The 20217-nt window shown below is 60.4% G+C and carries 19 protein-coding genes and 2 pseudogenes; 7 read left to right on the top strand and 14 right to left on the bottom strand.

The genetic code is table 11. The features are described from left to right. Positions 1-2: 2 nt before the first annotated feature. Both lpdA and ACFWEM_RS04965 read left to right on the top strand, forming a co-directional pair. Positions 3-1405: pseudogene (gene lpdA / locus ACFWEM_RS04970) on the top strand (dihydrolipoyl dehydrogenase). 112 nt (positions 1406-1517) lie between these two features. Then, on the top strand, positions 1518-3023 hold the full coding sequence (locus ACFWEM_RS04965) for an MFS transporter (protein ID WP_378531660.1): 1506 nt from the start codon (positions 1518-1520) through the stop codon (positions 3021-3023). Between the two features lie 5 nt (positions 3024-3028). Here the strand turns inward: ACFWEM_RS04965 and ACFWEM_RS04960 are convergent, their stop codons facing one another. The 6 genes from ACFWEM_RS04960 to prpD form a co-directional block, all read right to left on the bottom strand. Further along, a complete protein-coding gene (locus ACFWEM_RS04960) occupies positions 3029-3502 on the bottom strand; it encodes a MerR family transcriptional regulator (RefSeq protein ID WP_378531658.1) in 474 nt (157 codons plus the stop codon). 10 nt (positions 3503-3512) lie between these two features. Further along, positions 3513-4373 carry an SDR family NAD(P)-dependent oxidoreductase gene (locus ACFWEM_RS04955; RefSeq protein WP_378531656.1) on the bottom strand — a complete coding sequence of 287 codons (861 nt, stop codon included), beginning with the start codon at positions 4371-4373 and terminating at the stop codon, positions 3513-3515. Positions 4374-4432: 59 nt separating this feature from the next. Next, on the bottom strand, positions 4433-5215 hold the full coding sequence (locus ACFWEM_RS04950) for an enoyl-CoA hydratase (RefSeq protein ID WP_378531654.1): 783 nt from the start codon (positions 5213-5215) through the stop codon (positions 4433-4435). Between the two features lie 125 nt (positions 5216-5340). Further along, positions 5341-6462, bottom strand: a complete 1122-nt coding sequence (locus tag ACFWEM_RS04945; RefSeq protein ID WP_378531652.1) for a bifunctional 2-methylcitrate synthase/citrate synthase — start codon at positions 6460-6462, stop codon at positions 5341-5343. Then, positions 6459-7376, bottom strand: coding sequence for a methylisocitrate lyase (gene prpB, locus ACFWEM_RS04940; protein ID WP_378531650.1), 918 nt, complete (start codon positions 7374-7376; stop codon positions 6459-6461). The genes ACFWEM_RS04945 and prpB overlap by 4 nt, the downstream gene beginning before the upstream one ends. Further along, on the bottom strand, positions 7376-8878 hold the full coding sequence (gene prpD / locus ACFWEM_RS04935) for a 2-methylcitrate dehydratase PrpD (RefSeq protein WP_378531648.1): 1503 nt from the start codon (positions 8876-8878) through the stop codon (positions 7376-7378). The genes prpB and prpD overlap by 1 nt, the downstream gene beginning before the upstream one ends. A 167-nt stretch (positions 8879-9045) precedes the next feature. Between prpD and ACFWEM_RS04930 the strand changes: the two genes are divergently transcribed. After that, entirely contained in the window at positions 9046-10467 is a 1422-nt protein-coding gene (locus ACFWEM_RS04930; RefSeq protein WP_378446742.1) for a short-chain fatty acyl-CoA regulator family protein, read from the top strand. 81 nt (positions 10468-10548) lie between these two features. Further along, a complete protein-coding gene (locus ACFWEM_RS04925; RefSeq protein WP_378531645.1) occupies positions 10549-11544 on the top strand; it encodes an endonuclease/exonuclease/phosphatase family protein in 996 nt (331 codons plus the stop codon). 71 nt (positions 11545-11615) lie between these two features. Here the strand turns inward: ACFWEM_RS04925 and ACFWEM_RS04920 are convergent, their stop codons facing one another. The 6 genes and pseudogenes from ACFWEM_RS04920 to ACFWEM_RS04895 form a co-directional block, all read right to left on the bottom strand. Continuing rightward, a complete protein-coding gene (locus ACFWEM_RS04920; protein WP_378531643.1) occupies positions 11616-12854 on the bottom strand; it encodes a DUF222 domain-containing protein in 1239 nt (412 codons plus the stop codon). Positions 12855-12967: 113 nt separating this feature from the next. Further along, complete coding sequence (locus tag ACFWEM_RS04915; RefSeq protein ID WP_378531641.1) at positions 12968-14872, bottom strand: alkyl/aryl-sulfatase; 1905 nt, start codon at positions 14870-14872, stop codon at positions 12968-12970. A gap of 83 nt (positions 14873-14955) precedes the next feature. Next, entirely contained in the window at positions 14956-15279 is a 324-nt protein-coding gene (locus ACFWEM_RS04910; RefSeq protein WP_378531639.1) for an SHOCT domain-containing protein, read from the bottom strand. 24 nt (positions 15280-15303) lie between these two features. Further along, entirely contained in the window at positions 15304-15732 is a 429-nt protein-coding gene (locus tag ACFWEM_RS04905; protein ID WP_317551990.1) for a DUF6325 family protein, read from the bottom strand. Between the two features lie 70 nt (positions 15733-15802). Then, positions 15803-17074 carry a nitrate/nitrite transporter gene (locus tag ACFWEM_RS04900; RefSeq protein ID WP_378531637.1) on the bottom strand — a complete coding sequence of 424 codons (1272 nt, stop codon included), beginning with the start codon at positions 17072-17074 and terminating at the stop codon, positions 15803-15805. A 45-nt stretch (positions 17075-17119) separates the two neighbouring features. After that, a pseudogene (locus tag ACFWEM_RS04895) lies at positions 17120-17599 on the bottom strand (aldo/keto reductase); the annotation flags it as partial. Between the two features lie 679 nt (positions 17600-18278). Here ACFWEM_RS04895 and ACFWEM_RS04890 point away from each other — a divergent pair. Together ACFWEM_RS04890 and ACFWEM_RS04885 are read left to right on the top strand one after the other, a co-directional pair. After that, positions 18279-18767, top strand: a complete 489-nt coding sequence (locus ACFWEM_RS04890; protein WP_378531634.1) for a hypothetical protein — start codon at positions 18279-18281, stop codon at positions 18765-18767. A 226-nt stretch (positions 18768-18993) separates the two neighbouring features. Then, the gene (locus ACFWEM_RS04885) at positions 18994-19161 is read left to right on the top strand and encodes a helix-turn-helix domain-containing protein (RefSeq protein ID WP_378531632.1); all 168 of its coding nucleotides are present in this window, start codon (positions 18994-18996) and stop codon (positions 19159-19161) included. A 15-nt stretch (positions 19162-19176) separates the two neighbouring features. Here ACFWEM_RS04885 and ACFWEM_RS04880 read toward each other — a convergent pair whose 3' ends face one another. Continuing rightward, on the bottom strand, positions 19177-19359 hold the full coding sequence (locus tag ACFWEM_RS04880) for a hypothetical protein (RefSeq protein WP_378531630.1): 183 nt from the start codon (positions 19357-19359) through the stop codon (positions 19177-19179). Positions 19360-19509: 150 nt separating this feature from the next. On the opposite strand from ACFWEM_RS04880, the gene ACFWEM_RS04875 reads away from it, so the two are divergent. After that, a complete protein-coding gene (locus tag ACFWEM_RS04875; RefSeq protein ID WP_378531628.1) occupies positions 19510-19863 on the top strand; it encodes a DUF732 domain-containing protein in 354 nt (117 codons plus the stop codon). Between the two features lie 53 nt (positions 19864-19916). Here ACFWEM_RS04875 and ACFWEM_RS04870 read toward each other — a convergent pair whose 3' ends face one another. Next, positions 19917-20210 (bottom strand): hypothetical protein, encoded by a 294-nt coding sequence (locus ACFWEM_RS04870; RefSeq protein ID WP_378531625.1) that lies wholly within the window; start codon positions 20208-20210, stop codon positions 19917-19919. Between the last annotated feature and the right edge of the window lie 7 nt (positions 20211-20217).

The following is a 20217-nucleotide window of genomic DNA, read 5'->3' as shown; positions in this document are numbered from 1 at the left end:
TCGTGACCTCACACTATGACGTCGTTGTCCTCGGAGCCGGCCCCGGTGGGTACGTCGCTGCTATCCGCGCGGCACAACTGGGCCTGAGCACCGCCATCATCGAGCAGAAGTACTGGGGCGGTGTATGCCTGAATGTCGGCTGCATTCCGTCCAAGGCGCTTCTCCGTAACGCCGAACTCGCGCATATCTTCACGAAAGAAGCGAAGACGTTCGGCATGTCCGGAGACGTATCCTTCGATTTCGGCTCCGCTTTCGATCGCAGCCGCAAGGTCGCGGACGGGCGAGTCAAGGGCATTCACTTCTTGATGAAGAAGAACAAGATCCCGGAGTACGACGGCAAGGGCACGTTCGTCGACGCCAACACCATCAGCGTGGAGCTGAGCAAGGGTGGCACCGAGACGATCACGTTCGACAACGCGATCATCGCGACGGGTTCGTACACCAAGCTGCTGCCCGGCACCTCGCTGAGCGAGAACGTCGTGACCTACGAAGAGCAGATCCTCACCCGTGACCTTCCGGGTTCGATTCTCATCGTCGGTGCCGGCGCGATCGGCATGGAGTTCGGTTACGTCCTCAAGAACTACGGCGTCGACGTCACGATCGTCGAGTTCCTCGATCGGGCACTGCCCAACGAGGACGCCGACGTCTCGAAGGAATCGCCAAGCAGTACAAGAAGCTCGGCGTCACCATCAAGACCGGTGCCGCTGTGCAGTCCATCAGCGACGACGGCAGCAAGGTCACCGTCTCGATCAAGGACAACAAGTCCGGCGAGATCGAGACCGTGGTCGTCGACAAGGTTCTGCAGTCCGTCGGCTTCGCACCGCGCGTGGAGGGCTTCGGTCTCGAGAACACCGGTGTCGCGTTGACCGATCGCGGCGCCATCGCGATCGACGACTACATGCGCACCAACGTCCCGCACATCTTCGCCATCGGTGACGTCACCGCCAAGCTGCAGCTCGCGCACGTCGCAGAAGCTCAGGCTGTCGTCGCTGCCGAGACCATCGGCGGCGCGGAGACGCAGACACTCGGTGACTACCGGATGATGCCGCGTGCGACGTTCTGCCAGCCGCAGGTCGCCTCGTTCGGGTTGACCGAGGAGCAGGCCAAGGCCGAGGGCTACGACGTCAAGGTCGCGAACTTCCCGTTCGCCGCCAACGGCAAGGCACACGGTCTCGGTGACCCGACCGGTTTCGTCAAGCTGATCGCCGACAAGAAGTACGGCGAACTGCTCGGTGGACACCTCATCGGACCGGACGTCTCGGAACTGCTGCCCGAGCTGACCTTGGCCCAGAAGTGGGACCTCACGGTCAACGAGTTGGCACGCAACGTCCACACCCACCCCACACTCAGTGAGGCACTGCAGGAAGCGATCCACGGCCTCGCAGGCCACATGATCAACCTCTGAAGAACTCCGATCGATCAGAAAGTAGTAGACCTCAGTGACATCTACTGGCAGTACTGAAATCCACGCACTCCCAGTCACCGATCCACCCCGAGACTCCAATCCCTGGGTCGCCATGACTGCGATCGCACTCGGCGTTCTCATCGTTTCGCTCGACGGCACGATAACGGCAGTGGCCAATCCGGTTCTTGTCGTCGATCTAGGCGCGAGTCTCTCTGGTTTGCAATGGATTACCAACATTTATCTGCTCGCGATGGCGGCAACGCTCGTTCTCGCGGGAAGGTTGGGCGATCGCTTCGGACGACGATCTGTGTTCCTTTCAGGGATCGTCGGTTTCGGGCTGGCATCAGCGGGAATCGCCTTGGCGCACAGTGTAGAAATGGTGATCTTCTCGAGACTCGGCCAGGGAATTTTCGGCGCACTGATCGTCACCAACGCTCTGGCATTGCTTCGGTCCCTCTTCTCCGAGGCAGCACTTCCGAAGGCGCTTGCGGTCTTCGCATCGCTGATCGGCGCTTCATCCGCCGCCGGCCCCCTGATCGGCGGATTGCTGATCGAGCACACCAGCTGGCGATGGGCCTTCTTGATCAACGTCCCCGTTGCGGCGATTTCCCTCGCTACAGGATTGTTTCTGCTCCCCAAGGGCCGGGTCGTACGGACTGTAAAGTTCGACGTCCTGGGTTCGATCTTGCTGACGAGTTCACTCCTCGCCATAACCTATGGACTTATAAAAGCCCCCGAAAGTGGTTGGACTGATTGGCATGTCATCGGGTGGCTGGTCGGTGGAATCGTCACTGGTGTGGCCTTCGTAGAAGCGGAGCGACGCGCATCGGATCCTTTGGTGCCGCTTCGGCTATTCGCTGACCGGTCAATCACACTCGGAGTCATCCTGACAATCATCTCCTTCTTTGCGCTTGTCGGCTCACTGTTCTTCATTCTCTTGTTCTTGCAACAGATCAACGGTGACTCCCCCATGGCCGCTGGACTCCACATCCTCCCGATGAGTATCGCGAATGTAATCGCTTCGAGCAGTTGCGGTTGGATCATCAAACGGTACGGCGCACGTCCGCCCTTGTTTATGGGAATGTTGCTTAGCGCAGTGGGATTCCTACTGTTCACCACCATCGAACCACACGGAAGCTACCTTTCTCTGGCCATTCCGTTTGTGGTACTGGGCCTGGGAATCGGGTTTGTGATGACTGCTTCAGTCCAAGCGATCCTAGGGAATGCGAACGTCGCAGACGCCGGACCTGCCGCGGGCGTCCATCAGACCTCACTTCAAGTTGGCGGTATCCTCGGAACTTCAGTGCTCGGAGCCGTGATGGCGGCGGCATCCGCAGCAAAGTTCCACGAAACACTACTGGGCAACGTCATTCCCGACTTCATAGTCGATCGAGTCTCGGAAGATGCGGTTCGCGCCGTCGCCCAGGGCACCACACCAGTCGTGACAGAAATTGACCCGGAACTTTCCCTCACACTGCGATCAGCGACAGAGACTGCATTCATGTATGGGCTGCAGACGACGATGTGGGTGGGCGCCATCGTCTCCCTGATTGGCGCGTTCGTCTCGATCGGAATCAGAAGAGGGCGAGTCACGAAAACAGCCACTCACATCCACTGAACGGATCACTCCTGCTCTCCGGTCCGCCCGCCGTACGTCGCAATCTTGTACTCCGTCGCAGCCAAAGACAACGTGAGCTCCTTGATCTGCCGACGAACGGTGTCCCGGTGTTCGAGCAGCATGTCGAGCCTCTCCGGAACTGTCCCTTCACCGGCGTCGACCAGTTCGACGTAGTGCTGCAGGTCGCGAATCGCCATACCCGAGATGCGCATGCGGGTCAGAAACACCAGCCTGCGAACAGATTCCGGACCGTACACACGATGTCCGCTCGAGTCACGATCGACCTCGACCAGACCGATCTTCTCGTAGTAGCGCAGCGTATGTGCCGAGACATCCAGCAGGTCCGAGACTTCGGCGATCGACATCGGCTCCTGAACGTCCCCTGCATCGACGAGTCGGTGAATCACCTCGATCGACATGGGCCCGTCCACGTCCCCAAGTGCCTCGAGCGCCTTACGCATCAAGTCTTCGGTAGCCATGACTCTCAGCCTAGAACGGGCGGACAGGTCCGGCAGCATCCGCGAAATCGGCGCTGCGAGCCAGGTCGGCCCAGACGGACACCTCGGCGAGATTCTTGCGATACGACGCGGAGACACGCTCCACGGCTTCCTTTCCGAGTGGTAGACGAAGTGGCACATTCTCGCTGTGCACAAGCGAGGTGATGATCTCTGCTGCCTTCTCCGGATCACCCTCCTGAACACCGTCTGCCGCAGCCATGTCCCGCAGAACGGGATCGAGCAAATCACGGTATTCCGATGATGATTCGGCGAAGCTCAGAACGCCAGGTGTGTTGAATGCCGTACGGAATCGACTGGGCTCGACGATCATCACCCGAACGCCGAACTGCGCGACCTCACCGGCAAGAGCCTCCGACCAACCCTCGAGAGCGAACTTCGACGCCGAATATGCCCCGACACCGGGAAACGACATCCGGCCGCCTTGACTGCTCATCTGCACGATCGTCCCGCTGCCCTGCGCCCGCATCGACGGGAGGACGGCGCGCACCAACGCGGCGGGTCCGATCAGGTGCAGTTCCATGAGATCCCGCAAGGTCGAATCGTTCACCATCTCCGCCGCGCCGACCATCCCACGACCGGCATTGTTGACCAGCACGTCGACGCGACCGAAACGCCCGAGCGCATGTTCGACGACGCCCGGAGCTGCTGCGGTATCTCTGACGTCGAACGTTACCGCCGAGAACCGATCCGGATTCGCCGACGCAATATCTGCAACGGACTCGGGACGACGAACTGCAGCGACTACCGCGTCCCCCGATCGAAGTGCAGACAGTGCGAGTTCACGGCCGAAACCCTGAGAAACTCCGGTGATGATCCAGGTCTTTGTTGTCATGGTCGGCAACGCTAGGGGTTAGAGCGCGCTCCAACGCAAGCGTTGCTTCTACTGACGCACTACACGCCGGCCCAGAGCGGTCGTTCCCCGCGAAGGAAACCGTCGACACCGGCTTTGAAGTCGTCACTGCTGTAGATCATGCTCATCAGATCGTTGTTGTCGGTGACCGATCGGGTCCTGATGCGGCGCAGGGCCTCTCGGATCGTCCACACGGTCATCGGGGCAGCCGCCAGCAGTTCCCGCGATACCTGGGCAGTCAGGCTCGCGAACTCGGTCTCTGTTGCACAGTCGCTGAGGAAGCCGTTCCGCAGAGCCTCGTCGCTCGACATGACCCCCGCCCGAGCCACCAACGACATCAGACGCGAACTGCCGATCCTGTCCGCCAGCAACGCCACGGAATGGATCGACAACGAGTTTCCGAGTGTGCGCGCGATCGGAAGGCAGAAGCGGGACCCGTGCGTCGCGATCCGCACGTCGCACGCTGCCGACAGCAACAGCCCTGCTCCCGCGCACACGCCGTCGATGACCGCGAGGGTGGGGACCCTCACTTTCTCGAGTTCGGTCAGCACGCCGACGAACCGACTTTCGTAGTCGAGTCCGTCGTGAAAGCTCGAGAAAGTCTGAAAGTGGCTAATGTCGGAGCCCGCCGAGAACGCCTCTCCCCCGGCTCCGCGGAGGGTAAGCAACCGGATCTCGCGGTCGGAATCGGCGCGCCGGCAGGCTCCGGCAATGGCGTCGTACATCTGTGGGGTCAATGCGTTGCGTTTTTCCGGCCGGTTGAACACGACGTCGAGGGTCTCGCCACGACGGATGATCGAGATGTCTTCGTGCGTTTCAGTCATGACACTCACGCTATTTCCGGTAGAGAAGAATCGAAACACATTGCACTTGAATATCTTTGCGAATCCTCGATGCAATATTGCAGATAGTGCGAACAGAGAAACACTAGTGCAGTGTCATGCCACCGTCATGCCACGACAGTGCGCTGCGGCACGCCCGAATACTGGCTCAGCGGCCTGATCAGCGCATTGGACTGCCCCTGCTCGATGATGTGCGCCGTCCATCCGGTGATACGACTCATCACGAAGATCGGCGTGAAGATCTCGACGTCGAAACCCATGAGGTAATACGCAGGGCCGGTTGGGAAATCGAGATTCGGCTTGATTCCGGTGGCACTGACCATCGTCTTCTCGAGGATCTCGTACATCTGCACCCACTTCTCGCCGTCGGTCGCCGCCGCGACGTCGAGGAGCGCCTGCTTCATGGTCGGAACACGCGAATCACCGTTCTTGTAGACGCGGTGCCCGAAGCCCATGACCTTTTCCTTGGCAGCCAACTTCTCCGACATCCAGGCTTCCGCGCGGTCGGGGTCGTCGATCTCGAGCATGTCGTGCATGACGGCTTCGTTCGCGCCGCCATGCAGCGGGCCCTTGAGCGTGCCGATCGCAGCGGTCACTGCGCTGTAGATGTCTGAAAGTGTCGACGTCACAACGCGCGCGGCGAACGTCGACGCGTTGAAGGAGTGCTCCGCATACAGGATCAGCGAGACCTCGAAGGCCTTCACGATTTCCGGCTCGGGAACAGCGCCGAAGCACATGTTCAGGAAATTCTCGGCGAATCCCAGATCCGACTGGGGCGCAATGGGATCCTGACCGCGGCGGCGCCGGAAATCGGCTGCCACGATGGTCGGCAGGACAGCCGTCATCCGCAGCGCCTTGGCCAGATTGGCCTTCTCCGAGTTGTCGTCCTCCGCCGGATCCTCGGCGCCGAGGTAGCTGATCGCCGTCCGGACCACGTCCATCGGGTGGCAGTTGTCGGGCATCTTGGCCAGGAGCGAGAGCAGTGAGCGATCGGCGCGACGCGCCGCACGCTCACGCAGACAGAGCAATTCGAGCTGCTCGGGCGTCGGCAGTTCGCCGTACCAGAGCAGGTGCGCAACTTCTTCGAAGCTGCAGTTCGCGGCAAGGTCCTGCACTGCGTAACCGCGATACGTCAACGAATTCGTCTCGGGCACTACCTTGGAGATAGCCGTCGTGTCGACGACAACTCCGGCCAAGCCCTTGTAGATCGTCGGAATCTGTTCGGTCATGTCCTACTCCCCTCCAAGCTGAAATTAAAAATGCCACTGTCGAATTCGTTGTAGCGCTCGTACTCGAGAATCTCGTACAACCTGCTGCGATGCTGCATCTCACCGAGCAATCCTTCTTGCGTGCCCTCCGCAAAAATCTCACGCAGACCCTTTTCGATGGCGAACATCGCCAACCGCAGGGTGGTGACGGGGTAGATGACGGCGTTGAACCCGATCTCCTCCAACGTCTTCGCCGAAATGAGATTCGATTTCCCGAACTCGGTCATGTTGGCGAGGAGCGGAGTGTCGACTGCTACGCGGAACTTCTCGAAGTCGGCCTCGGTGACCAAGGCTTCTGTGAAGATCAAGTCGGCACCGGCGTCCGCATAGGCTTTTGCTCGCTCGATGGCTGCGTCGATACCGTCAATTCCGGCAGCATCGGTGCGCGCGCAGATGACGAAGTTGGGGTCACGACGGGCCGACACCGCAGCGCGAACACGGCGAACCATGTCTTCGGTGGGCACGATCGCTTTGCCGTCGAGGTGCCCACAGCGCTTGGGGTTGATCTGGTCTTCGAGGTGGAGTCCGGCTACTCCGTCGTCCTCGAAAATGGTGACCGTTCGGGCGGCACTCATGGGTTCACCGAAACCCGTGTCGGCGTCGATGAGCGTCGGGAGGTCGGTGACCCGCGCGATCTGCTTGCTGTGGCCGGCGACTTCCGTCAACGTGGTCAGTCCGATGTCGGGAAGCGCCAACCCGGCGGAATATGCACCACCGGATACGTAGACACCTTCGAACCCGATTTCCTGAATCAGCTTGGCTGTCAGCGGATTGATGGCACCTGGCAAGCGCTGAATCTTGCCGGAGGTCAGCCCGGCACGGAAAGCGATGCGTTTGTCGGCTGCGGACGTCGATGCTGCGATGAGGCCCGTCATCAGAAGAGTCCCTTGGCGACCTTGGGTGCCCGAGCAAGGACGTTTTCGGAGACGGTGAAGGTCAGCTGATCGAGCTCGCCGGCCTTCAGCTGCGCTGTGCGCTGTGCGGCGTCCAGGAAGCGATCCTGTTCGCTCGGCTCGATGACGCCCTCGGCGAGGGTGCGGAACTTCGCGACGTACTGATCGCGAGCGAACGGACGTGCGCCGAGCGGGTGCGCGTCGGCCACCGCCAGCTCGTCGACGATGACTTCGCCGCTCTTCAAGGTGATCTCGGCGCGAGCACCGAAAGCCTTCTCGTCCGGATCCGTCGGGTGGTAACGGCGTGTCCATTCGGGGTCTTCGCGCGTGGAGATCTTGTTCCACAGCTCGATCGTGTCCGGGCGCTGTGCACGCTCGGGCGCGTAGGAGCGCTCGTGGTGCCAGGTGCCGTCCTGCAGCGCAACGGCAAAGATGTACATCACCGAGTGGTCGAGGGTTTCGCGTGACGCGGTGGGGTCGAACTTCTGCGGATCACCGGAACCGGTGCCGATGACGACGTGGGTGTGGTGGCTGGTGTGCAAGACAATCGAGGCGATCTGGTCGAGATCGCCGACACGAGAACGCATCCGACGAGCCAGGTCGATCGGCGCCTGGCTCTGGTATTCCGCGGAGTGTTCCTTGGTGTATGAGTCGAGGATGGCGCGCTTCGCCTCACCCGAACCCGGAAGCGGAACGTGATACTGCTTGTCCGGACCACCGAGTAGCCAGGCGATGACGCCGTCTTCGCCTTCCCAGATCGGTGAAGGTGCACCTTCACCGCGCATCGCACGGTCGACTGCCTCGACGGCAACCTTGCCTGCAAGCGCAGGCGCGTATGCCTTCCAACTGGAGATCTCGCCCTTGCGGGACTGCCGTGTCGCCGTCGTGAGGTGCAGCGCCTGACCGATTGCCTGGTAGACCGTCTCGGTGCCCAGACCGAGCAAAGTTCCGATACCGGCGGCGGCCGAAGGGCCGAGGTGTGCGACGTGATCGATCTTGTGCTCGTGCAGGCAGATAGCCCGAACCAGGTCGATCTGAATCTCGTAGCCGGTTGCCAGACCACGAATCAGGTCCTTTCCGTCACGGCCGGTGTGCTGAGCGACGGCGAGGATCGGCGGGATGTTGTCACCGGGGTGCGAGTACTCGGCGGCGAGGAACGTGTCGTGGAAATCGAGTTCACGAACCGCGACGCCGTTGGCCCAGGCGGCCCATTCAGGCGAGAACGTACCGGGGATACCGAACACGGTGGAGCCTGGCGTATACGGATGCGACTGTGCTTGCGCCCGCGCATTCACCACGGGACGGCGCACCAGGGAGGCGGCAGCAACCGCCGCATTGTCGATGATCCGGTTGACGATCATGTCGGACGTGGCATCGGTGACGTCGACGAAATCCGTCGCAACTTCCGCGATCTTCCACGCGAGGTGGTCTTCCTTGGGGAACTCTTCGGCAGAGCGGTGGGTGCGTACGAGATGCGTCTTCATCGATCCTCTTCTCACGTGCTTCGGTATCTATTTGCACGCTACGCAGCTCGTTCACCGCGGGATAGGCCCTCGCAATTGCCTATTTGTGCAATAACAATCCTGCAATGTTGCGAATGTTGCGAATGGCTTCTCGGTAGGGTGAACGCGATCGACACCGAGGAGATTCGATGAAGAAGATGTACGCGGGAGCGCGGCTGCGACGGCTGCGGGAAGAACGAAACCTGTCACAGTCCGCACTGGCAAAGGCACTCGAACTCTCCCCCAGTTATGTCAATCAACTCGAAAACGATCAACGACCGCTGACGGTCCCCGTCCTCCTCAAGCTCAACGCCGAGTTCGATCTCGACGTGCAATTCTTCGCTTCCGATTCCGACGCACGCCTGGTTGCGGACGTTCATCACGCTCTGGCCGAAACCTCGGAATCCGGGGACGTATCGCTGGCGGAGGTGGACGAATTGGTGGCCCGAATGCCGGCGGTCGGACGCACCCTCGTGATGTTGCACCGCCGCCTTCACGCCGCAACAGAGCAGTTGGACCAGTTCTCGACGCAGTTATCCGGCGAGACAGCATCTGATGTGTCTTTGGTGCCCATGCCTTACGAGGAAGTTCGGGACTTCTTCTACGACCGAAAGAATCACATCGCCGTACTCGACGACGCTGCTGAGCGGATGTTCGTGGACAACGGATTGTCCGTGGGCGCAGTAGATCTGCAACTGGCACGACTGCTTCGCGATCAGCACGGCGTCACCGTGACGATCCGCACGGACGAACCAGACAAGCTCGGCCCCAAGCGCTTCTACGATCCGGACAAGTCGATCCTCACCCTGGCGCGACGTCTGTCGGCAGGACAACGCGCGTTCCAGATCGCGATGCAGTTGGCCTTCTTCACACAGGCCGACGTGATCGATACCCTTGTCGCTGAGGATGAATCGCTCAGTTCCGAGTCCGCGGCACTGGCGCGTATCGGCCTCGCGCACTACTTTGCCGGCGCACTGCTACTCCCGTACAGCCAATTCCTGGAATCCGCCGAGGCCCTGCGATACGACATCGACCTGCTCAGCCTCAAATTCGAGGTCGGCTTCGAAACCGTCTGTCACCGGTTGTCCACCCTCCAACGACACGGCCAGCGCGGCATTCCCTTTTTCTTCGTCCGAACCGATCGTGCCGGCAATATCTCGAAGCGTCAGTCTGCTACCGCTTTTCACTTCTCGCGAGTTGGCGGAAGTTGCCCGCTGTGGGTCATCCATGAGGCATTCGCGAGCCCCGGACGCATCCTCACCCAGGTCGCGAAGATGCCCGACGGTCGGACATACCTCTGGGTGGCGCGCACTACCCACAGCGGCGGACTCGGATACCTCGCACCTGAGCGGAACTTCGCCGTCGGGCTCGGTTGCGACATCGGCTACGCCGATCGCATGGTCTACTCCCACGGAATCCAGACGGACGACCCCGCGACCATCGTGCCGATCGGTGCGGGGTGCAAGGTCTGCGACAGACCGGCGTGCTCCCAACGCGCCTTCCCTCAACTCGGTCGCTCGATCTCCGTCAGCGAGAACAGCAGTAGTCATCTGCCGTATCCGCAACAATAGGACGCAAACAGTCGGGCACAAACAGTCGGGCGCACCGACTCCACCTGCAGTTTCCCGGAGCTACGACGCTCTTCTGCTTCCATGGAGGTCATGCAACCCGATACCGTGACCCCGCGCCGGCGTGTTCTTCGCTGCCTTACTTTCGTGGTTGGTGTTGCCGGAATCGCGACTGGTCTCGCCGCGTTGGCCGCGACCGTGCTCGACGTCGATCACAACATCGTGATCGTTCTGGCGTCCGTGGCACCTCTGTTGATGATCGCACCGCTGATCGGCGCCGTGGTCTCGGGTATCGGGCGCCAGTGGATCGTGTGCGCCGCCTCGATCCTCGTCCTTGGGTTGTTCGGATGGTCTGTGAGCCCGCTGTACATCGGTGGCACTGGGGAATCGACGTCCGCGACCGGCCCGTCGATTCGAATCATGCAGGCCAACTTGATGGTCGGTGCAGCGGATCCGGAGTCGCTTGTGACGACGGTTCGCGAACGCAACGTCGACGTCGTGACCGTCCAGGAGTTGACATACCAGGAAGCCGAAACCCTGAAAGCCGCGGGACTGGAAGAAGTTCTGAGCCATCAATTCCTGGTCCCGTACACCGACGGCGGTGGCGGAGCCGGCATCTACAGTCGCTTTCCGCTCTCCAATCCGCGTAGCCTCGACGGATTTTCACCTGAAACACTCTCGGCCGAGCTGAATGTCGGCTTGTCTCAACCGGTCACGCTTTTCGCAGTACATCCGGCACCGGCCTACATCTCACCGGCTTCGGTGTGGGCGGCCGAACAGCGAAGGCTCGGGTCCTACATGGACAAAGTCGCCGGGCGGGACAACGTGATAGTGAGCGGCGACTTCAACGCGTCGTACTCGAACAAACAGTTCCGGAATCTTCTCACGAACGGATACACCAGCGCCGCCGACCAATTGGGTTCCGGCCTGATCCCGACCTATCCGACCGACAAATGGTTTCCGGCGGCGGTCGGTATCGACCACATCATCACTAAAGGCGCCGTGGCGACTTCCCTCGAACGGATCAAGATCGAGGGATCCGATCACCACGGCTTGATTGCCGACATCACGTTGTCTTGAGTTAATACTGGATTGAGCGAGCACCGGGGCATGGTTAGGCCCCGGTGCTCGCGTCTGCAGTTTGTGCCCGTTCAGGCGGCTGTCGGTGGACTGTTCCCGCCGATCGGCTGCTGATACGGGTCGATCGGCATCGGCGGGTAGAACACCGTTTTTCGATCGGGGCCGATCTCCACCCGCCATTCGGTGTGGTGCATCGTCCGATGATGATGACCACACAACAGAATCAGATTGTCGAGATCCGTTGGGCCACCATCATTCCAGTGAACAATATGATGAGCATCGCACCACCCCGATGGTGTCCCGCATCCCGGAAACGCACACCCACCATCACGGACCGCCAACGCCCGCCGCTGCGGAACCGTCGCCGTTCGCACTTCCTTACCGCAGTCGAGCGGAACACCATTCTCGTCCAACAAAATCCGCGTTACGGTGCAGTCGCAGGCCAACATCCGGGCAGTGTCGATACTGATCGGGCCCACCCAATCCGTCCACGCGAAACCCAGTTCCTGAGTCGACGGCAGTAGATCCTTCAGCGCCTGCATATCTGTCATGTCTTTCGCCGACGCAGTCACCGTGATGTGCGGTTTCACCCCACCCTCGATCGGACCCAGTCCCGCCCGCTCGTACCGGCGCAGCAGTTCGCAGAACCCGTCCGCGCGTCGTAGCGCCGGAGTGCGAGTGTCCTTGACGCCGTCCTTCTCCGGCGTCGGCGCCGACAGGCTCGACAACAACGTGATCAGACGGGCACCTTTGACGGCATCCAGATCACCTTTCACCGACACGCGCCCGTACAGGCCTTTCGAGGCGTAGAACTCGTTACGCTCCGAATCCTCACCCACCGGGACGCCGTCCTCGCGTTTTCCGTACTGCTTCTCGATCCGCCGGATCGCCGCCCGCACAGCATCACAATCCGCAATGTTCTTCGACGCCAACTCCAACAGGATCCCGCGGGCCTTGTCGACATCCGCCGGGGTCATGTTCTTGGGTGGATGCTGACAAAACGACGCCACCTGACGGGCCTTCAACGCATCAACGTCACCCCGGTGAAAAGCATCCGCGACAACAGGTTCGAGCAACAGCAACCGCGCCAAACTGACCAACAGACTGCACTCACCGATCTCCACATTCGTCGAACCATGCAACCACTGCGTGATCGCCCGAAAACCCTTCCCGACCACAGTCTCCCGGGAAAACATCTCCACGATCAACAACACCATCCGCGACTGCAACTCATGCCGGACACGCACCAGATCCAGAACCTCACACTTGAGGCCCTCACCATCCAGCTGCCACACTTCCCGACTGTCCATGCTCAAAGTTTAATCGAACATACTTTCGAGAACCAGGGACATAACGGACAACTTCAGAAGGTGCACGACTCGAGACCCGTTGAAGTACAGACTCGTTCGCGAGTGAAACAGCACTAGGTCGGAGTGACTATCGCAAAATCTGGATCCGGCTCGTCAAGGTAAGCGGCAAGTTCTGCGAGCTTCGCCGGGTCGCCGGAAACCGAGATGGTTCCATTCGCGATCTCAGCACCCAAGTCCGCACCGCCGAGCAGCACACCGAGCAAGTCGCGCCGACTCAGACCGAAGGTTGCATCCACAGACCCGGCGCCCTCGAGTGGATCGATATCGAAATGAATCAGAACTCCGTTGCTGAGTTCCGTTCGGTGAACGATGTTTTCGTCAGTGATGTTCCAATCGATGACGATGTGCGATCCCGCTGCGCGCACTCCGTCAACGCGCAGCGATACTGCATCGAAGACTTGACTCACCGACAGCGCCGCGGTGATGTCGGGCGCCGCGGCAACCGTGGGCGTTCCCACCGATCCGTTGCGCAGTTCGTACGCACCGGTGAGGTAGAAGTTCCGCCATGTGCCGTTCTCGGCGCCGTACCCGAGTTGCTCGAAGGTATCCGCCTGCAGGTTCTTGGCCTCGACGTTGTCCGGTTCAGCGAAGACGACGTAGTTCACCACCTGCGCAACCCAGCGAAAGTCGCCGCGCTCGTACGATTCCCGAGCTTTCCGTATCACTTCTGCTGATCCGCCCATGAACTGCACGTGACGCTTGGCCGATTCGACGGGTGGATGCTCCCACAGATGCGCAGGGTTGCCGTCGAACCAGCCCATATAGCGCTGGTAGATGGCCTTGACGTTGTGACTGACGGAACCGTAGTACCCGTGCGTGTGCCACGCCTGCGCCAATGCAGGTGGCAGTTCGATCGATTCGGCTATTTCGAGTCCGGTCCACCCCTGGTTGATTCGACGAAGTGTCTGATCATGGAGGTACCCGTAGAGGTCGCGCTGCAACGACAGGAACTCGGTGAGCCGTTCGGTCCCCCATGTCGGCCAGTGGTGGGACGCAAACAGAACGTCGGACCGTGAGGCGTACCGATTGATCGATTCCGTCAGGTACGCAGACCAGACGTGAGGATCTCGCACCAGGGCTCCGCGGAGCGTGAGCAGGTTGTGGAGAGTATGAGTTGCGTTCTCCGCCATACACAGTGCGCGCAACTCCGGGAAGTAGAAGTTCATCTCGGACGGCGCCTCGGTACCGGGCGTCATCTGGAACTCGATCCGAACGCCGTCGATCGTCTCGGTATGACCCGTTTCCGAGATGGACACCGTCGGCGAAATGAGCGTCGGCGTGCCGGTGGAGGTGGTCTGCCCCAATCCGGCTCCGACGCTACCTCGAGGACCTCGGGGTAATGCCGCCCCGTACATGTAGGCGGCGCGTCGAGCCATTGCCGTTCCCGCATAGACGTTTTCCTCGACGGCGTGCTCCACCAGCCCGGTGGGTGCGATGATCACACATCGGCCGGCAGCGACGTCTTCGTCGGTGGTCACCCCTTTGACCCCGCCGAAGTGATCGATGTGCGAATGCGTGTAGATCACCGCGACGACTGGTCGATCACCACGGTGCTCCCGGTACAACGCGAGCCCAGCGGCGGCGGTTTCCCGAGAGATCAGTGGATCGATGACGATGATTCCGGTCTCCCCCTCGATAAACGTCATATTCGAGAGATCAAGTCCACGAATCTGATAGATCGAATCCGTCACCGCAAAAAGTCCCTGCTTGGCGACCAACCTCGACTGACGCCACAAGCTCGGATTGACCGTTGGCGGGCACTCCTCATCAAGAAAAGCGTAGGAGTCGTTGTTCCACACAACTTTTCCGTCCGAACCGGTTACCACTCCCGGATCGAGCGCGGCAACGAAACCTCGCTTTGCATCGGTGAAATCGGCGTCGTCGGAGAACGGCAGAGTCTCGGCGACTCGGGAGTTCGCCGCTTCGATTGCGGCAGATGCTGCGCGGGGGTCGATCATTGATCAGCCTTTCATGCCGAATTGCGGCAATGCCGTATTGCCGCTTGTTTTCGAGGGAAACCGTGTTGAGGGAAATCGCAGGGCTAGCTCAGCAACTGCGCCTTCGCGGCCGCGAACTCTGCGTCGGTCAACAAGCCGGACTGGTGAAGCTGTCCCAGTTCCTGCAATTTGGAGACCAGATCGTCGGCGCCGGAGGGGGGAACGGACTGTACGGGAGCGACCTGGGCCGGCGGGGCCTGTTGCTGCGGGTATTGCTGCTGGTACGCCTGCTGCTGTTCGTCAGCCTTGCGCTGGCTCCGTCGATCCATGGCGTTGGACGTCGCTTTTGCGGTTCCGGCCACTACTGCAGTGCGCGCTACCGTGCCGAGCAATCCGGGCCGCCCTCTGCGTCCACCTCGAAAAACCATGCCGAACTCCTTAGGTAATTGTCGCTACTGAAATGCTGCTTCGACCGCTGCGACGACTACCTCGCGCGGGATCTGAACGTGTAGGACTACTTCGCCGCCGCCGCCGCGAACCGTCGACGCGAGTTCGCGCGCCCACGTCTGCTCGTAGACGATGACTGCGGCGGACGTGCCTGGTTCGAGTGACTCGCGGACCACGTCCAGATCCTCGTCACTGATCAATGCCTTGGCTTCGATGGACAGTATCGCCAGTCCGATGTCGGTGAGATCTTCGTCGACGTCGATCTGCGATACCTGTCCGTCGGCGTCCTTGGCGATGTAAACGAGGTCGAGCAGAGTGACAAAACCTCGTTCCACCACGTTCTGCAGCGCGGCGACAGCTTCAGGATCCACAGTTGAACCTGGGAATGCCAGCACCACGAGCTCGACCGGTCCGATGTTCATTGCGTCGTTCATCCATCAAGCCTGGTGGCTCCGGCGCGCAGTGACCTCACCCGCAGGGGATGAATTACCTGCCGCGATCGAACTATTTGTTGCGGCGTATGACTTCGCGAATCGGGCGCACGTGTACGCCCTCTGCCGCGAGTTCGCGTCGGGCCTTACCTCTGGTGACGAGTACACCGATGATGCCCAGAACCCAGACGGGATACTGCACCATCCAGGCGACGCGGAAACCGTCGAACGTGTATCCGCCCATGTGTCCGAGGATCACGCCCATCACTTGAATCACGATGAGCGAAGCGAGGAATCCGCCGATGTTGACCATGCCCTGCGCTGTGCCCATCGCCGAACTCGGATTGGACGTGCGCGCGTAGTCGAAGCCGATCACCGAACCCGGCCCGCCCACCGAGATCACGACCACCAGGATCGTCAACAGCCAGAGCGGAGACGGTTCACTTCGTGAGAGCACGATCGTCCACATGAGCGCACTGGCAACCATGATGGTGAGAACCAACCACGATCGACGCATGGGATAGCGACCGGTCAGGATTCCCAGGATAGGGCCGGCCACGATTGCCGAGATGACCGACAGCGTCAACAGCGAGCCGACGGTCGCGGAATCGAGGCCCTGAGCCGACTTCAGATACGGCACACCCCACAGCAACGCGAACGTGGTGATCGAGAACTGCGTACCCATGTGACTGAAGAACCCGAGGCGTGTGCCGGGTCGCATCCACACCGTCTTGATCTGTCGACCGATCTCCGTGGCACCAGCCGGCGCTGCCACGACTTCGGCGCCGGGTGGCGCATCGCGAATGACGGTCAGCGCAAGAACGAAGGCCAGAACTCCGACGGCCGCCGCGCTGCCATAGGCGAACGTCCAGCCCGGCCCGGTCAACAGAAGCATGAACGGCAGGGCGGACAGGACCTGACCCAGCTGACCGAGAATGCCGGTGAACTGCGAGACCAGTGGCACCTGCCGGGGCGGGAACCACTGCGGTACCAATCGCAGCACCGAGATGAAGGTCAGTGCGTCTCCCGCACCGACGGCGATGCGCGCACCGATCGCGACGGGCAGCGATTCGGTGAACGCAAGAGCCAACTGCGCGGACATCATGATGAACGCACCGACAGCGATCATGATCCGCGAACCGTAACGGTCGAGGAGAACGCCCGCGGGAATCTGCATGCCCGCGTACACGACGATCTGCAGCACGACGAAGCTCGACAGAACGCTGGGCGAGATCGAGAACCGATCAGCAGCAGACAGACCCGAGACACCGAACGAAGTGCGGTGAAGCACGGCGATCACGTAGGCAAAAACACCGACACCCCAGACCAACCACACTTTTTTCATCGGGTCTGTATGTTACTCCTGTCTTTCGCAAGGCTCAGGACATGATCATTCGCGACCCTGTGACACCCAATTCAGATCTGCTGAACGGAACCCTTCGGTGATCGCGGCAAGTGAGTCGAGGCGCGCGATCTGGTCTTCGCTCAGAACGACGTCCAATGCTCCGGCGTTTTCCGTGACGCGGGCAGCAAACCGAGTGCCGGGAATCGACACAGAAGGCAATCCGAACTGACGGCCCTTGGCGTCAAGCCATGCCAGGGAAACCTGTGCCGGCGTCGCGCCGAGCTCCTCGCCGACAGCACGGACCACGTCGAGAACCTTCTGATTAGCAGGGAGCGCGCTCTCTGAGAAGCGAGGGAAGCGTCGACGCAGGTCGTTGTCGCCAAGCGTCTCCGCATCGAACGACCCCGCCAAGAAGCCCCGACCGACGGGTGAGAAGGGTACGAAGCCGACTCCGAGTTCCGCGGCGGTCCGCACTACTTTGTTCTCGACGTCCCGACTCCAGATGCTCCACTCCGAGTTCATGCTGTGACTGCCTTTAAGTCTAAGGGCGGCCCCAGAGAGTGCTGCGAACACTCAATCTGAGGCCTCGACACAACTGGAAGTTGACTCCGTTGCATCGTACGAAGATTGTATCGACACCCACCGACAAGTTTTTGACCAGCGAAAACGTGCGTGAAGTCGCCGCCGTGATGCTGATCCTCATCTCCCTCTATGCCGTCGTGTACGGCCTTCTGAAGGCGCTCGTCGCCTTGGGTTGGTGCGCGTAGATCCCACCGAGATGGTGACGCTCGGACCGATCCGGCACCCGTAGGTCACCACATCTCAGTTCGATTCTCTGCGCCCGTAGAAACCACACGGGTGTGACGGCTAGCCACCGCCTACGTCGCCCGTTAGAGGGGCCAGAGCACCCATTCCCAAGTATGGCAGGCACTCGGTAAAGGCGAGCCTGGGCGAGAGCAGCGTGGCCGCTGCAGTACTGCCATACACATCCCGGCCCCGACAGTCCGACCAATCCCCGGACTGTGGACATACCAAGCAATCGACCGACGTGACCGACGCGGCCCTTGTGGCAGTCCTCTGACCTATTGCGTCAGGGGGAAGCCCTGCGCTGCTACTCCCTCGGTTCCCTCTGCGGTCACCAATACACATGCCCCAGAAGCATTCCCAGCGCCAACTAGCGCTGCCTCAGACTTGGAGTACCCCCATGGCAACCCTGCACTACACCGAACTCGACCTCAACATCGATGACGAAGGCGCATACGCCATCCATCATTCATGCGAAACCATTCCCGCCAGCGGCGAAAGCTACTCCCACCCCATCACCATCAAGACTCAGACGTTCATCAAGCCCGGTGACGTTCCCGAGTATTCGGTGGTGATCGAACAGGGACACAGCGACCTCACCGCGAACATCGACCAACTGCGCACACTCCAACAGCACATTGCGGAGGCCATCGGCATTCTCGAGCTGCTCAATCCGAGCGAAGAAACCTTGGACGCACACGCGGAGGCACTGCTCGCTGAGCACACCCGCAAGTGCAAGGAGCAGGAACAGCAGCAGAAGGCGCTGCTCACGGAAAACGTCGAAGCGTGGTTGAAGGAGAAGGCTCCAGAGTTGGGGCCAGTGGATACCGAGGCGTTCCGCCTGTGGATCTCGAACGCCCTGAACATTTCAACTACACCGACCCGGTAACCACGACACTTAAGCTCTGTACTCGTTCTGCGCCCCATCCGGCTACTCGGCCAGATGGGGCGCACGTGCGCTTGTGTCCGCGCCTCCAGCTTAGATACGTCACTCGAAAACCCAAGAAATCAACCAGAATTGGGACTTTCAGTCTCGCCCTTGAGACATGTTGACCGATCGCACATACATTCGATAATGTCCTCGACTTATGGAGACCACGAAGACCACTCAATGGATGACGCCACTAGAAGCCGCAGAGATTGCGCGCTGCCACAGGACCCACATCTACGCTGCACTGACAGCGGGTGAGCTGAAGGGTTTTCAGCGCAAGCGGCGCAAAGCAGTTAAAGGGCCGTGGTTGATTGATCCCGCCGACCTCGATCGGTGGATCCGCGGCGAATGACTAGTTTGCCCCGCCCTAAGCCGTGAACTTGGGGTTGATTCCGTCCTGACGGATCTTTGACAACTCCTGACTGATCGTCAACAGGGCTTTGACCTCAGCGAGCTTCAGTCGCTGATCAACATTCAAGTCCTCGAACTCGTCACCAGAATCGATCGCATTCATTGCATCGAACGCGGATCCAAAAAGACTGCCGCTCATCTCAAATCTCCTTCAAGTAGAGATCACACCGACCATACGAGAATATCCACCCTCAGTGACGAAGACTGCAGATCGCAGCGTTTTACTTAACACTCCGAAATTCGGACCATCCGGTATGCCATCCGCGAACAACCTGCTACTAATACAGGCATGAAACGGATCCTTGCCACCGGAGCGGCCATAGGCCTCGCCCTTCTCGCCTCTGCGTGTTCCAACGACAGTGAGCCCGCCACAACCAAAACTGTCACAACGCAAGCCACATCAGTAATCCCAACAACAGGTCGCCTCGCTGACGCCGCGTTCCTTGACGAGCTCGATTCACGCGGGATGCAACGCGAAGACTCAGACACTCGGATCCAGCGCGGGGTGAGCATCTGCTCGAATCTGAAGGAGGGTGACACCGTTCAAGACATGGTGGACACGATGGCGTGGAAGTACAACGCGGCCCAGGCGCGGATCATCATATCCGCTTCACAGAATGTGTACTGCCCGGAAACCAAGTAGCTCTGGAACGACGAAAAGCGGCCCCCAGCCAGAAGACTGAGGGCCGCAAACCGTTACACCTTCACGACAGTGGCCTCATACCGATGCGCACGCAACGGCAAACGATCAATGTCATGCTCCACAAACACAGGGAACTCAGGCGCAATCTGCACCCACTCCCCCACGACGCGGAAACCAAGCTCACCCAGAGCGCCGGCCACCGCCTGCTGAATGTGATAGTCCGACTGCACCAACGCGCCAGGTCGCGCATCCGCCTTCACATCGATCCCGTTGCCGGATACAACCACCGATGTAACCTCAGCGTGGTTCTGAACCGACGTGTAGATTGCCTTGAATTCTTTCGACATGTGTCTC

The organism is Rhodococcus sp. NPDC060176, from assembly GCF_042728675.1.
Classification (GTDB): domain Bacteria; phylum Actinomycetota; class Actinomycetes; order Mycobacteriales; family Mycobacteriaceae; genus Rhodococcus_F.
The sequence above is the reverse complement of the archived record's forward strand: the minus strand, read 5'-3'. Positions and strand labels throughout refer to the sequence as shown.